Origin of the sequence: Blastopirellula marina (genome assembly GCF_002967715.1) — a bacterium.
Taxonomy (GTDB): Bacteria; Planctomycetota; Planctomycetia; order Pirellulales; family Pirellulaceae; genus Bremerella; species Bremerella marina_B.
Genome location: NZ_PUIA01000016.1, coordinates 691,677 through 706,518, shown reverse-complemented (window position 1 = coordinate 706,518; position 14,842 = coordinate 691,677). Strand labels below are relative to the sequence as shown.

Sequence of the window (14,842 nt, the reverse complement as noted above, 5' to 3'; positions counted from 1 at the left end):
GCGAGAATTGGTAGCGATTTTACGGCGTGATGCCCCGAATCGCCCTAACTACCAACCGCCAAAAACAAAAAGAACCGCGTCTCCCGTGGGGGAAACGCGGCTCCTGTTTGATCAGATTCAAATCATGAATCACTACGAAGGTAGCAGATTCAAGATACCGTCCATCAGCGTGCTGGTCAGGGAATAGGGCTCGCTGAAACTCCACATGTTCCACATCAGGTCGGTCACCATCAGGCCGCACACTAAAAGCAGCAGCGCGGTGGCCCCCAGGCTGAGAACATTCATGAACGAGTAAGGCACCTCGGCTGGTGCTGCGGCCACAGGAGCCGCGGCAGCCATCGTTCCGGCACCGGCCATCACTGAGTCGTCCGCCTCCAGGCCGTCGCTATCACCCAAGCCGCCGAAATCAGCCCCTTCGAGCGATGCACTTCCAAACAGGCCCGATTCCGAAGACATCGAATCCGAGTCCAACGCAATCACTTGCGATCCGCTATCGTCGTCTTCCAGATCCCCTTCGACCGGGGTCAACAGGAAGTCATCTTCCGCGGCACCGCCAGCTACGGCTTCGCCGATCTCGTCGTCGTCGGTGCTGTCGGCGACCATTTCTTCCGCTTCGTCAGCGCTGATCAGTTCGAGACCACTGTCGCCGGTCGAAAGCGAAAAGTCATCGTCTTCATCGGCTTCCGCAACCAGACCCAGGCCACTATCGTCATCAACCAGGTTGATTTCGCTATTGCCGCTTCCCGCCTTCGCTGCAGGTTCGTCGGCCAGACCAAGTTCACTTTCCGAGGCCAGCAGATCCATGCTGCTGTCTTCGTCATCTTCGATATCGAGCGTGAGTTCACCACTGCTGTCGTTGTCGTCCATGCCGATACCGCTGGTACCAAGGTCCAGCGATTCATCTTCCAACGCAAGGCTCAAACCGCTGCCGGTCCCTTCCGGGTCGGATGGTTCACCCCCCAGATCGATGTTCGCATCGCTGCCTTCATCGCTGAGGCTCAGCTCTACGTCGTCATCTTCCAGGCTGAAGCTATCGTCGTCGAGCGGCTTGTTGATCGACGAACCTTCGAGAATGTCGGAGCCTTCGCCGAGGCTCAAGCTGCTTAGATTCGATTCCCCGGCAGGGTCAACGCTGCTGGAATCGTCGGCCAAACCGATATCACTATCCAGGCTCAGCGAGCTGTCGGAATCTTGTCCGATGATATTGGACGAACCGCTGTCGCCGCCTTCGCCGGTATCGGAAATCAGAATGCTGTCCATCGAACCGGACGAGCCTTCATCGGAATCGGTAATTCCGCTGAGCTCGAATTCCTGGCTCTCACTGTCACCTCCACCGAGATCTTCCTCGGCCAAGATACCACGGGCCTTTTCGAGTTCGTCTTCCTTGAACTTCCAGCTCGATCCATCGCGGAACGCACGCACCTTGCCGCGCTCGCGCAGATCTTGAATCGTGTCTTCAGATACGCCTAACTTGGCAGCGAATTCAGAAAGCGGAAGATAGTCAGCCATGATGGCTCCCAAAAGGTCCAACCTAGCGGAAGCCTATGAGCTTGGACTTCGTCGCTACGATTGGTTGATCAGTGTACGAATCTCACGCGGGCTCGGCGTGCCCCCGTTAAATTCCTCGATGAGTAAATCCCATTGTAAGTTGCGAACGCTTTTCAGGGAAACTTTCCCTGTATTTCCGTCCACGTGATACACGGCCATAACCCGGGTCTCCGGATCGACCATGATCATGAGCTGCCCGCCGTCCTCTGTCTTGGCCGCATGAACGACCAGACTACTCGAAACCGGTAGCCCACCATGTTTCTGGGCCATTGCAGACGGAGTACTGCGGAAAAGTTCAACGCTTAGCGTTACCGCGATCATGACAACGATCGCCGAAAGAAGCGACTTCCACATAAATCACCTAGATTACGCGATTTACGGAATCGTTCCTCCAAGACTTATTCTAGAAGCCCAATTCCGAGATGCAACTAATTATCTGATGGTTAGTTAGGGAGAATTCACAGGCAACAACAGCCACTTCAGGGGGTTCAGTGTTGCAAACAAGCCATTTTCGCCCTAAGAAGCGGCAGTTTATCAGTGCTGGGGAAACCCACAAACAGCGATTTTGAGGGAAGAAGGGGTGCTGGCGGATACCCGAAAATTATTTGGTCAAGAAAGAACATCGGCCGACGGACAAGTCCGTCGGCCGAACATTCATTTCCCCCCCGGGATTTAATTCGACGCGCTTTTGCGCGATTGCATTTCAGCAAGTCCGCCTGTGGGCGGTAGTTATCGAAGCGTTGATTGCCTCGACGGTTAAAGTTATCGGCACTCCGGCGATCGCTATTGAAGCTCTTTTGGGGCGAAACTCGAAAAATCTATCGCATTATCGCAACCCTCCGTATCTCCCCAGACTAACAGCGTTCGAAAACGACTTCCGATTTTGTCTGATTAGTTAGGGGTCGAAATGTCGATTCTAACGATTAACGCGAGTTTCCCTTTTGTTCCGCCCCCTTACCCCGGGATGAGCGGTGCCATCGAGAAGGAGTTCGATTGTGCAACAGACGGACGCCCCCAAAATTTCCCAGTCCATCGCCGCAAAGTTGGGTTGGCCGATTCTGATCGGTACGGCTCTGACGGTCTTGTTCTATGGTGCTATCCACTTTGGCATCATCCCCCATCACCCTCTGCTTCGCTACGTTACCGCTCACCCGGTCGAATACGCGGAAGTTGCCATGTTTATGGTGGGTGTAGCTGCATTGCTATTAAAGGGAGGTCAACTGATCGGCGAGTTTCGCTCGCTGAGCCAGGTCGATCTGCCGCCGCAAGAGAATGGTCGCGACAAGATTGAGAAGGCCCCGCTGCTGCTCAATGCGTTGCATGAATTGCCGGAGTGCTTCCATCCAACACTTTTGTTTCAGCGGCTCACCAAGGGCCTGCAGCATGTTCATGCCAGCCAGACGGCCTCGAATCTGCAAGATGAACTGAAATACCTGGCCGATATTGATCAAGAGAAATGCGAACACGATTATTCGATGGTTCGCATCGTGATCTGGGCCACTCCGATGCTGGGCTTTTTGGGTACCGTGATTGGTATCACGCTGGCACTGGGTAACCTTTCGCCCGAAGCATTGGTGAACGAACCTAAGGTCGCCATGGAGAGCCTGCTACAAGGTCTCAGCGTGGCGTTCGATACCACTGCACTTGCGTTAACCCTTTCCATTGGGCTTATGTTCGCCCAGTTCGTATTGGGGCGTGTCGAGTCCGAACTGCTCAGCAATGTCGATGCGATCGCCGCCGACGAACTGACAGCACGATTCGAAACCGAAGGTAGCGCGACCGATCCTAGCGTACTGGCCGTCAAGAAGATGGCCGAACGTACCATTCAGACTACGCAAGATCTTGTCGTTCGCCAGACAGAACTATGGCGAGACACGGTATCCTCAGCTCATCAACATTGGCAACGGTTGATCTCGGCAAGTAGCGAGCAGATGGAAACGGCCCTGCACAACGCCATGACCGAATCGCTGAAAACACATGCCGACGCATTTGCTGCTGCCCAGCAGCACACGATTCAACGTTCGGCCGAGCAACTTAACGGCGTGATTGATGCTTTGTACCAGGTCAGTTCGTCCATTCATGCCCAGCATGAACAATTGACGGAGCAAGGGACCATCCTATTGAAGGTGGTCGAAGCGACCGGCGAGGTTGCCAACCTGGAACACTCCCTCAATCGCAACCTGGAAACTTTGGCCGGCAAGCAGCACTTTGAAGAAACGGTGCAAAGCCTGGCCGCGACCATTCACTTGCTCAACTCGCGGATGTCCAGTGGTGGACATGCCACGGTTCAACTCGATCGCAAGGATAAAGGCCAAGCCGCGTGAGTCGACGTCGTTCAGCACGACATACGGTCGAGATCTCGCTGTTCCCCTTCCTGGCCGTCCTGATCTGCACTATGGGAGCCTTGATTGTGCTCTTCGTGGTGATGGTCCTTCAGGCCCGTACGGAAGCGGTCGCGGTCGATCTACCGGCGCTCTCAGTCCCTGCTCCTGTAGAACCAGAGCTTCCTGCTCCGGCACCAGAGCCGGAACCGGTAGAAGACTACACCGAGCAGATGAAAGAGCTCGAGCAACTGCGAGTCGCACGACTCAAGCAACTGGAAGAGGCTCGTCTGCAACTTTCCGGCCTGGAAGACCATAGCCACCGTCTGACCGAAAAGATCCGCAAGCTACGCGGCGATATTGCCGTCCTGGAAGGGGAAACGGAAAACGTCACCGGTAGTGCCGACGACTTTGAAACGCAGAAGCAGCGTCTGAATCAACAGATCGCCGAAGCCCAGACTGAGCTCGAAAAAGTTCGTCAAGAAATCAAAGGACGCAAGCCAGCCTATGCATTGGTTCCCTACGACGGCCAGAGCGGTACCCGCCGCCAGCCGATCTACATTGAATGCACGGCCGATCGCGTGATTATCCAACCGGAAGGGATCGGTCTGACCGGCATCGATTTTCAGGAACCGCTCGGGCCTGGAAATCCGTTGGCCGCCTCGTTGCGGACGATTCGTGAGTATCGACAATCGCAAGGCGTACCTGGCCAAGGCAATCCTTATCCCCTGTTGATCGTGCGTCCTGGCGGAGCCGAGTCGTACGCCGCGGCTCGTGAAGCCTTGAATGGCTGGGACGACGAATTCGGCTACGAACTGGTCGACGAAGATACCGAACTTGCCTATCCACCTGCCGATCGCTTCCTGGCAAAGCGGCTAATCGAAACTGTCGAACTAGCCCGACGCCGCAAGATCGAGCTAGTCATGGCGGCTCCCAAGAAATATGGCCGGATCGAAGATCAGTATCTCACCGCAACGCGCAACGGCGGCTTCCAAGCTGTCGGTGGTGGCGGCGGCGACGACGAAGAGTTCCTTGAAAATCGCTTCGTCGAACGTGGCAATGGTAACGGTGACATGCCTGCCGAAGCGTATGGTGGTTCCGGCCAAATGGGAACCGGTCGTGCGACAAGCCCTGTCGACGGCACGCAGCAAAAGCCACCCCAACAGCAACTATCATCCGCCTTCTATCCTCAGCAAGCTCCACCCGAGTTGCGCACCGGGGAAGGCAAACATGGCGTTCAGTACGCTCAACCCAACGGTCCCGACCAAAAAGACGCTTCCGGCGGAACAGGCGGAAACCGTTCGTCCGCCAAGCCTATCGCGGCAACACGTGGTGGCAACTGGGCTTTACCTTCGGCAGGTCCTAAGAATACGGCCATCACCCGTCCTGTCACGCTAGTCGTAAGTGGCGAGCAAATGACATTGGTTCAAGAACGAGGCGTCCTTGGTCCGGCGGAAACCGTGCCGGTCAATGGTGACATGGAAGCAGCCGTCGACAAGCTGGTTCGCCTGATCCATACCCGCATCGATAGCTGGGGCATGGCCGGCCGTAACTTCTACTGGAAACCCATCCTGCAAATCACCGTCGAACAAGGCGGCGAGCCCGTGGTGCGGCAGTTGGAAACGCTCTTGTACGGTTCCGGGATCGAGGTGAATCGCAAGTGAGACGTCCAGCCAAATCCAATAGCGTTGACAAGAACGCCCCGTCGCTCGATTCATTTCTCGACGTGGTGACCAACCTGGTTGGGATTCTGATCATCCTGATCATGGTGGTGGGCATCACGGCCCGCGATGCCATCGTGGACGCTGCCATTGGCAAAACGGACGAGCCCGTCAAACCGCCGTCCCTATCGATCCCAGCCCCCACGCCCGAACCCGAGTTGCCCAAGTCGCCACCCAAACCGCAAGGCCCAACGCTGGCCGAGCTGAACAGCATGGCCCAAGACGTGGCGACCATTCAGCAAGAGATTGTCAGCGTTCAACAACAAGCGAAGCTGGCCTTCGAAGAACGCAATCAGCTGCAATTGTTTCTGACGGCGGCAGAAACCACGCTAAATCAAAAGCAGCAAGAGCTTTCTAGCACGAAACAAGAGGAAGTCGCCCAGCAGCGCGAATTGCTGCATACCACTTCCCAGTTGGAAGAACTGTACGATCAGATCGAGAGTCTGCGTGACTACCGGCCCGAAGTCAAAGAACTGGCCCACTACCCCACGCCGCTGGCCAAGACAGTTTTCGGCCAGGAAGAACACTTCCGCCTGCGTCATGGACGTATCTCGTACGTTCCGATGGAACGCCTGGTTGAAGCGATGAAGAATGATGCTCGCAGCCATTTGGACCGTGCTCGGCGAGACGGTCAGGCCGTTGCTCGCGTGGGCCCGATGAACGGCTACGTCATGCAGTACACGCTGGTCAATCGTTCCTACGAAATGGAAACCTCACTCGGCACCGCCACGCGGGGTGGTATCGAGCTGAAGAATTTCACGTTGGAACCAGAGACGGAAGAGCTCGGTTTCCCGGTGAACGAAGCCTTGCAGCCAGGCTCGCGTTTCCGTGACATCGTCGCCTCGCTCGATCCGTCTCGGACCACGATCACCATCTGGACCTATCCCGACAGCTACGGCGACTTCCGCAAAGTCCGCGACGACTTGTACGAAATCGGGTTCACGACGGCCGCACGTCCGCTGCCGGAAGACTACCCGATTGGTGGGAGCCCACAAGGTTCTCGCTCCTCTTCGCAGTAGCGAGCGACCGGTCCCAGCCTGACCTTGCTTGCGTCTTGCTCTACAATAAGGTCTTTCCTTTCGGGCCTTATTTCTGTTTCGCATATGACTCCGACCACGCAGCAGCTAAACGACTGGGACAAGCACTACGTCTGGCATGCCTTCACCCAGATGGCTTGCTACGAGCCGCTGATCATTGAATCGGCCCAAGGGTGCGAACTGATCGATACGTCAGGTCGCCGGCTGATCGATGGGGTGAGCAGCATGTGGTGCAACGTCCACGGTCACCAGCACCCGACGATTGATGCCGCGATCAAAGAGCAACTGGGCAAGGTCGCCCACGTGACGAACCTGGGCTGCTCGAACAGCACAACCATTCAACTGGCCAAGCGTCTGGCAGATCTTACGCCAGGAGATCTCGATCACACTTTCTTTTGCAGCGATGGCGCATCGGCACTCGAAGTCGCGATCAAGCTGGCCTTTCAATATTGGCATCAGTGCGAGAACCCCCAGCCGCAGAAGACATCGTACATCGGATTTGAAGACGCCTATCACGGCGACACCATCGGCACGATCAGCGTGGGGGGCGTCGATCGCTTCAACGCGGTGTTCAAGCCGTTGATGTTTCCGGTTCATCGCCTGCCTATTCCTGATCGCCGCACACCGACCAAGGACACCAGTTGCCAACATCATCTTCAGATACTCGAAAAAACCTTGGCCAAGCATCACGAGTCGATCGCTGCCGTGGTGATCGAGCCGCTGATCCTCGGGGCGGCAGGCATGATCATGCAGCCGGAAGGATACCTGCGAGGTGTTCGCGAATTGACGCGAAAGTATGGCGTATTGATGATTGCCGACGAAGTGGCCGTGGGCATGGGGCGCACAGGCACCATGTTCGGCTGCCAGCAAGAGGATGTCGTGCCTGATATTCTGTGCCTGGGCAAAGGGCTTTCCGGCGGTTACCTTCCCATGAGTGCCGCGATCGCGACCACTGAAATCTGGAACGCCTACCTGGGTGACTATGCCGAGGCGAAGCAGCTTTGTCATGGGCACACGTTCGGGGGTAATCCATTGAGCGCCGCAGCGGCGATAGGCACGCTCGATGTCTTCGAGCAGGAAGATACGCTCGCCCAACTTCCTGCTAAAATCGAACGCATCGCGCAGTACTTAAGCCGCCTTAGCGAGCATCCTCACGTGGGCGACGTGCGGCAATATGGCATGATCGCGGCCGTCGAACTGGTCAAGGATCGCGAGACCGGCGAGCACTTCCCCTGGCCCCAACGGCACGGCAACCAGGTCTGTCAGTTTGCTTTGGAGCATGGCCTGTGGATTCGACCTCTGGGGGATGTAATTGTGATCATGCCTCCCTTGGCCGTTTCCCCCGAGCAAATCGATACCATGTGCGAGGTCATCGCCCAGGCAATTGATTACGTCACTTTGCATAAAGCGACTCTGTCATGAACGACTATCGTTACCTGCTGATTCAGATTCGCGATGCCGATGATCCCATTCGCGAGCAAGAGATCGGCTGCTTTGCCGACGCCCTGCGGTGTCCGCAAGAGTCGATCACGGTCTTCGACTTGCTTTCCACAAGCCTGGATGCTTCGCACCTGGCCGAAGTCGACATGGTCATGATTGGCGGCTCGGGACGTTACAGTGTTACCAGCAATGCCCCCTGGATGCAGCACGCGTTGGTCAGCTTACAGCGACTACTGGACAGTGGAAAACCAACGTTCGCGTCTTGCTGGGGATTTCAATCCTTGGCCAGGACAGCCGGCGGCAAAGTCATTCACGACCTGGAGCACGCCGAGTTGGGAACCAGCCTGGTGAGCCTGACCGAAGCAGGCAAGCTCGACCCCATCTTCTCGCATCTGCCCGAAAGCTTCGAGGCCTATATGGGGCACGAAGATCGCGTCATCGAGCTGCCACCGGGAACCACGTTGTTGGCCTCGACCGAGACTGTCGCCCAGCAAGCATTTCGCTTTGATGGACGCCCCATTTACTGCACCCAGTTTCATCCCGAACTGACGTTACCAACGCTGCTCAGTCGCGTCGAAGCCTACCCGGAATACTGCGAACGAATCGCCCAGGTTCCTTACTACGAATTTCGCAGTCAGTGCCAGGCGGCCCCCCAGTGCGAAACCTTGCTAAAGCTCTTCCGAGATCACTATCTGCGCTAGGTCATCAGGGAACGCGGTTGCCCAAACGCCAAAGCTCACTTCCAGACACCCCTTCTAGGTGTCCCACCGCTCCGGCACAACCGGAGCAACCGTCAAAGCCGTTAGAGCTTACCTACGGTTAGCCTCATCATCATGTTGAAATAACGCATCGCGTTTCCCACTGACCTAAGCTTTGGCTCAGACGGGAATCAGTGGAGAACCCGGCTGGTGCAGGTTCTTGATCGGAATTTCACTCCTATGTACGACCAATGGCAACAAGCGATGAAGGAAGACACCCAACCGCGTGGGATATCTCACGCAGGGCGGTCCCTACTTCCCGTGATTGCCGGTATTTGGGTGGTGTTAATCGGAGGCGCGTTCACGGCCCTGCTGGGCTATCACAATATCCCGGGGCAACGAAGCGACCATGGCATGGTGTGGCCGATCAACCACTCCATCAAGCTTGACACGCAGCGTCCCAATCTGATGGTCTTCATTCACCCCCAATGCCCTTGCTCGGTTGCAACGCTGAATGAACTGGCCCGCATTCAAGCGGTTTGTGGCGTTCGCCTCAATACGCAAGTGATTTTTTATTCACCAACGGAAATGCAGTGGGAAGATACGAGTAAGGTTCGTCAAGCATTGGCAATTCCCAACGTACACATCACCAATGATGCCGACGGCCAACTCGCACAACAGTTCGGTGCTTTAACCTCCGGCCATACGATGCTTTACTCCGGCGACGGACGAAGAATCTTCAGTGGCGGCATCACGCCGACACGAGGCCACGAAGGGGACAACCTCGGTCGCAAATCGATCGTCCAGTACGTTCTCGATGGAGAAACCGACTGCGACCGAACGAATGTTTTCGGCTGCCCGATACTCGTTACGCCATCTGAAGTCGTGATCAACAGCCGAGGATCTGAACATGGCGTTAAGTGAAGATCGTCCCATCAACGACCGAGCTCGCGAGTTGCTGGAAGAGCATCGCGATTCGATCTATCGCCGCACGGACCACATGTTCGCGTGGCTCATGCTCTTTCAGTGGATTGCTGGAATCGGGATCGCGCTGTGGGTTTCGCCTTACTCCTGGGCTGGTCGAACGCAATACATTCATCCCCATATCTGGTCGGCCTTGGTCGTCGGCGGGCTGATCTGTAGCTTACCGATATTGTTGGCCAGGTACTATCCCGGCAAGGCCATCACCCGGCAGACCATTGCGGTCGGGCAGGCTTTAGCATCGGCACTGCTGATTCACCTGATGGGTGGCCGCATTGAAGCGCACTTTCATATCTTCGGTTCGTTAGCGTTTCTCGCGTTCTATCGAGACTGGAAAGTCCTGGTTACCGCGTCGATCGTTGTCGCGGTCGATCACCTGGTGCGTGGCTTACTGTGGCCGGAATCGCTCTACGGCATTTCGCTATTCGGTTGGCATCGGTCCCTGGAACACGTCGGCTGGATAGTCTTCGAGGATGTCTTCTTGATTTACTCGACCTGGATCAGCTGTCGCGAAATGACAGTGATCGCCAATCGCCGCGCCGAGATGGAGAAGATGCAGGCCGAAGTCGAACGGGAAGTGACCGAGCGAACCCGCGAGATTGAACTGCAGCGTTTGGTTCTGCAGGAATCGCACGAACGCCTCGAACGACAAACCATCGAGCTTCGCAAGGCCATCGAATCCAGCGAGGGTGCCAACCGGGCCAAGAGCGCCTTCTTGGCAAACATGAGCCACGAAATCCGCACTCCACTGACCGCCATCCTGGGGTTTGCCGACGTGCTGCTGGAAACGGGCGACATTTACAAGGCACCTGTCGAACGCATTGATGCCATCGAAACAATTCGTCGAAATGGCTCGCACTTGATTTCGCTGATCAATGACTTACTGGACTTCTCGAAAATCGAAGCCGGCAAGTTCCAAGTCGAGAACTTGCCCTGCTCGCTGCATCGCCTGATTGCCGACATTCGCCAGTTGATGCAAGTCCGCGCAGAAGAAAAGAAGCTGAACATCAACGTGGAATACAGTGGTCCGATTCCCGAAATGATTCTGACCGACCCAACCCGACTGCGGCAGATCCTGATGAATCTGCTCAGTAACGCGATCAAGTTTACGCATGAAGGCAACGTAAACATGAACGTCGGCCTGGTCGGCAAGGCACCCAATCGCAGAATTCAGATCGATGTAACCGATACCGGCATCGGCATCTCGGAAGAAATGCGTGGCAAACTTTTCCAACCATTCACCCAAGCGGATGGTTCGATGTCGCGTCGTTTCGGTGGAACCGGCCTGGGACTGACTATCAGTAAACGCTTCGCGGAACTCCTGGGAGGAGATCTGACGATTCTGGAAACATCGCATACCGGAACCACCTTCCGCCTGACCATTGACCCAGGCCCGCTCCACAACGTGACCTTCCAAGAGCCGGAAACGACCTATTCCGCACCGGATCTGGAAAAGAGCAAGCCGAGCGATACCAAGAATGCGCTGCGTGAGCTGAAGATCTTGCTTGTCGAAGATGGCCCGGACAATCAGCGTCTGATTTCGTTCCTGCTGAAAAAAGCAGGGGCTGAAGTCGACATGGCAGAAAATGGCGAGCTCGGCTACCAGAAAGCGACGGCTGCCAGCGAATCGGGCAGCCCTTTCGATGTTATCCTGATGGACATGCAGATGCCGATCATGGATGGCTACACGGCCTCGACCAAACTGCGTGCCGACGGATACAACGGACCGATTATCGCGTTAACCGCCCATGCGATGGCCGAGGATCGTAATCGCTGTATCGAAGCGGGCTGCACGGACTACACGACGAAACCAGTCGATCGCGCCAAGCTCATCGAACTAATCCGCTTCCATGCCGAAGCCGCATCGGTTTAGGCGGGACGACTACGTCGAGCCAGGAAGTAGGCCACCGGCAATCCCAGCAAGATCGTCAGCAAGCTGAGCATGGTTGTCGGCAATTTGGGCTCGTCGAGTTGTAGCCCCTGCACGTCTTGCAATAACCCCGTCGCCACAATCCATCCCATTAGGGCCAAATACAAAACTGGGGGCAGCGGATAAAGCGGCAATCGATAAGGGTGCGGCAAGTCCTCGCGATGCCGCAGCGGAAAGATGCTGGCAACCACCAGCCCTGATACCACAGCCAGACCGATCGCCGTGTAGTTCAGGATCGCCAAAAATGGGCCTGCCCAAACCATGCCGATCGCAACAAGACCTTGTGCAATAATCGCAGCGACAGGTGTCTGACGGCGGTCATGCAGCCTGGAAGCGAAGCGAGGAAACGCACCGTCGTTGGCCATCGCGAATGCAATACGTGGTCCGGAAAGCATATAAGCACTCACGGAAGCCAACATGCCCAGACCCAACAGAATCGAAACCACGTCTGCGACCTGGCTGCCAAAGAGCTTCTTGGCCGCCAACTGAGCAACCGGAATGACTTCCGGAATACTCAACTGAGTCATCTCCTGCGGATCCAAGGCGAACACGTACGTCAGGTTCACCAGCAAATAAAGCCCCATCACCGACGCACACCCGGCGATCAAACTGCGCGGCAACAGACGTTCCGGATCGCGCACTTCGCCAGCCACGTAGGCCGCTGCATTCCAGCCGGTGTAAGCGTAACTGACGTAAATCAATCCTATTCCCAGCGTGAAAAACTCGCTCGAATCGGGCACATGGCTGGCAGCAAAGTGCCCCCAGTCCCCCTGGCCGAAGCTCAAGCCAATCACGACCAGACTCACCAGCAGAAAGATTTTTACGAGCGTCGAAAGAACCTGCAAACCGCTACTCTCGCGATGCCCCAGGCAATGAATCGTCATCAGGATTGTCACAAACAGCGTGGCCAGCCCTGGCTCCAGATAAGGTGCTGCAAGCCCCAAGTCGAAGTGCTCGATCATGGGAATCGAAAGGTAGTTTGCCGACAGGCGTGCCACAACGGCCGTCGGTGCGGCAAAGCCCAGCACGAACGTCGCCCAGCCGACGACAATGCCAGCTTCGCGTCCGAATGCTTCTCGCACGAAGAGATAGTCACTACCAGCCCTGGGAAGCATGGTGGCCAGTTCCGCGATGGTGACCGTTCCGCACAAAGCGAGCAGCCCGCCCAACACCCAGATCACCATCAACGCCGCCGGGTTGGCGGTGTCGTGCAAAGTGAACCCGGACGAAGTCAATATCCCAGCCCCAACCATGCTGGCGACAACCAGAAAGTAAGCTGCCCAGAAGCCAAACTTCCGCGGCTGATGATCCACTTCGGTCTGTGCATCTGACGAGGTCACGCCAGAAGAAGCGTTGGACGCTGCCGATTCGTTAGGGTTGTGCGTCATACGAAGAACTCTTTGCCGCTAGAGAAAGGACGCACATGATGAGTTGGCCTGACTACCACTTAATCGTGACGTCGTCGTTGACTTTCAGTCCCAGGAACTTCGCGGCACTGTCCCCAATGAGCGACAATTCCAGGTATCCGCTACCGCCGAGAACCGCCACATAAGTCATCTCAGGCTGGTCGTGATCAAGCGGATAAATGCCTAGCGTAGTGTGCCCCCCGCACTCGATGGAAGTCCGATCGTCTTGAGGGACGTCCACCAATTGGTCATGAGCCAAGTCGGTAATGGCGTCTCCCGTTTCCGAGATGGATACGACTTTTCCGGAGATGCGACTCGGCACGTTGACATGTTCCTGATGTGGGGAAGAGAAGGAATCTTGCGAGCGATTCTAGCTATCTCCGCCCATTTCGCCAAGCATCTTGTGACTGCTAAGGGCAGATAACCACCCAATCAAGCCTTTTCACGCACGATCTTAACCGCCATCCCCGCCTCAAACCCATACTTTTGGGCGGCACTTCCCTGAACGACCGCCCACTCCACCTGCCCAGACGAGCCCAGCAATGCCGCGGATTCCCCTGGCTCACGCTCTCCATACGTGGAAACGATACCGTCGACCGAGAACAATCCCGACTCTACTTTCAACTGCCTTCGATCCCAGTCTTCGGGGATGTCGTCTTCAAAAATGCTCGTCACACAGTTCCCGAACGAGTCGGCGTAGACAAACTGCCCGTGAATCTCGTCTCCTTCGCGTTCGGCGAATACCTTGGCCTTCGCCTGGTCGGTAACCAGCGGACGATGAATAGCTTCGCCGAGACTCATCAGGGGAATCCCACGCACCAGGTGCGCGGCCACGGGGGCCATGATGTCGCGTCCATGGAATGTACGAGAGCGACGCGGACCGAAATAGACTTCGTTATTCAGTTCGATCGCGGCTGCAACGTGGTACCTGGACGCGATCACATCAAATAGCCCGTTGTCCGGCGCAATCACTGCCTGGCCGTGAATGATCACAGCCAAAATCTTACGCTCGGTGCCCACACCTGGATCGACCACGCAAACATGCACCGTCCCTTCGGGGAACGCTTCCAAAGCGCGAAGTAGCGTCCAACTCGCCTGCTGGATATCTTGCGGAGGAATAGCATGCGTGACATCGACGATCATCGCATCACGCGCAATCTGATGCGCGGCGACTTTCATTTCAGCGACGTAGAACGAGTCACTCTGAAAGTCGGTGGTAAGAGCGATGATTCCGCTAGGAGTGAACATGATGCGGCAATCTGAAGGGATGATTCGATCAAAAGTTGCGGCGACACGGCGTCAATCATTATAACGACCGAGTAGACACGCTCCCACTTCGTACTGAGTACCGCATCAATGACGCCCCTCAAAGTTAATCCGTTTGAGTCGCCGAAAATCGACACCGGCCAGGTGCCAAACGAGACCGGCGAGGCGACCCTTCGGGTCACGCGGCCTTGGGAGCTTCAGGGATGCGCGCGGGCCTACCAAATCTTCGTCGATGGCATCCGCTGCGACTCCGTTCGGATCAACCAAACGATCACAATCCCTGTGCATTCTGGCGAACTGGTCGTGGTCGCCAAGGTGGACGGATGGAAAAGTGAACCCATTGAGCTGAATGTCCAACCCGGAGCCCTGATCGACCTGGAGGTCAGCGGCACGTTCAAACGCTGGCGAGTTTGCCTCATCGTGCTGTATGCACTATTCGCTCCGTCGCACAAATGGCTGTGCCTGAAACGGACCTGAACTCGCGTATCCGAGTT

At 56.2% G+C, this 14,842-nt stretch carries 13 protein-coding genes; 8 read left to right on the top strand and 5 right to left on the bottom strand.

From position 1 onward, the window contains the following. Positions 1–132: 132 nt before the first annotated feature. Together C5Y96_RS04715 and C5Y96_RS04710 are read right to left on the bottom strand one after the other, a co-directional pair. On the bottom strand, positions 133–1,509 hold the full coding sequence (locus C5Y96_RS04715) for a helix-turn-helix domain-containing protein (RefSeq protein WP_105350409.1): 1,377 nt from the start codon (positions 1,507–1,509) through the stop codon (positions 133–135). Positions 1,510–1,563: 54 nt separating this feature from the next. Beyond that, on the bottom strand, positions 1,564–1,902 hold the full coding sequence (locus C5Y96_RS04710; protein WP_105350407.1) for a hypothetical protein: 339 nt from the start codon (positions 1,900–1,902) through the stop codon (positions 1,564–1,566). Positions 1,903–2,543: 641 nt separating this feature from the next. Between C5Y96_RS04710 and C5Y96_RS04700 the strand changes: the two genes are divergently transcribed. From C5Y96_RS04700 to C5Y96_RS04670, 7 genes are all read left to right on the top strand, one after another. Continuing rightward, on the top strand, positions 2,544–3,872 hold the full coding sequence (locus C5Y96_RS04700; protein ID WP_105350403.1) for a MotA/TolQ/ExbB proton channel family protein: 1,329 nt from the start codon (positions 2,544–2,546) through the stop codon (positions 3,870–3,872). Beyond that, a complete protein-coding gene (locus tag C5Y96_RS04695; protein ID WP_105350401.1) occupies positions 3,869–5,533 on the top strand; it encodes a hypothetical protein in 1,665 nt (554 codons plus the stop codon). The genes C5Y96_RS04700 and C5Y96_RS04695 overlap by 4 nt, the downstream gene beginning before the upstream one ends. Beyond that, positions 5,530–6,609 (top strand): coiled-coil domain-containing protein, encoded by a 1,080-nt coding sequence (locus tag C5Y96_RS04690; RefSeq protein WP_105350398.1) that lies wholly within the window; start codon positions 5,530–5,532, stop codon positions 6,607–6,609. Before C5Y96_RS04695 ends, C5Y96_RS04690 begins: the two co-directional genes overlap by 4 nt. A gap of 84 nt (positions 6,610–6,693) precedes the next feature. Continuing rightward, positions 6,694–8,049: an adenosylmethionine--8-amino-7-oxononanoate transaminase gene (gene bioA, locus C5Y96_RS04685; protein ID WP_105350396.1), complete on the top strand. Its 1,356-nt coding sequence runs from the start codon at positions 6,694–6,696 to the stop codon at positions 8,047–8,049. Then, positions 8,046–8,768 (top strand): type 1 glutamine amidotransferase, encoded by a 723-nt coding sequence (locus C5Y96_RS04680; protein WP_105350394.1) that lies wholly within the window; start codon positions 8,046–8,048, stop codon positions 8,766–8,768. The genes bioA and C5Y96_RS04680 overlap by 4 nt, the downstream gene beginning before the upstream one ends. A gap of 237 nt (positions 8,769–9,005) precedes the next feature. Further along, a complete protein-coding gene (locus C5Y96_RS04675; protein ID WP_105350392.1) occupies positions 9,006–9,689 on the top strand; it encodes a hypothetical protein in 684 nt (227 codons plus the stop codon). Further along, entirely contained in the window at positions 9,676–11,619 is a 1,944-nt protein-coding gene (locus tag C5Y96_RS04670) for an ATP-binding protein (protein WP_105350390.1), read from the top strand. Before C5Y96_RS04675 ends, C5Y96_RS04670 begins: the two co-directional genes overlap by 14 nt. On the opposite strand, the gene C5Y96_RS04665 is transcribed toward C5Y96_RS04670, so the two are convergent. The 3 genes from C5Y96_RS04665 to C5Y96_RS04655 form a co-directional block, all read right to left on the bottom strand. Continuing rightward, positions 11,616–13,064 carry an APC family permease gene (locus C5Y96_RS04665; protein WP_105350387.1) on the bottom strand — a complete coding sequence of 483 codons (1,449 nt, stop codon included), beginning with the start codon at positions 13,062–13,064 and terminating at the stop codon, positions 11,616–11,618. The two genes, C5Y96_RS04670 and C5Y96_RS04665, sit on opposite strands and share 4 nt — an antisense overlap. A 52-nt stretch (positions 13,065–13,116) precedes the next feature. Further along, positions 13,117–13,404: an adenosylmethionine-8-amino-7-oxononanoate aminotransferase gene (locus C5Y96_RS04660; RefSeq protein WP_105350385.1), complete on the bottom strand. Its 288-nt coding sequence runs from the start codon at positions 13,402–13,404 to the stop codon at positions 13,117–13,119. Positions 13,405–13,514: 110 nt separating this feature from the next. Then, on the bottom strand, positions 13,515–14,330 hold the full coding sequence (locus C5Y96_RS04655) for an S-adenosyl-l-methionine hydroxide adenosyltransferase family protein (protein WP_105350383.1): 816 nt from the start codon (positions 14,328–14,330) through the stop codon (positions 13,515–13,517). 108 nt (positions 14,331–14,438) lie between these two features. Between C5Y96_RS04655 and C5Y96_RS04650 the strand changes: the two genes are divergently transcribed. After that, entirely contained in the window at positions 14,439–14,825 is a 387-nt protein-coding gene (locus tag C5Y96_RS04650) for a hypothetical protein (protein ID WP_105350381.1), read from the top strand. Positions 14,826–14,842 lie beyond the last annotated feature (17 nt).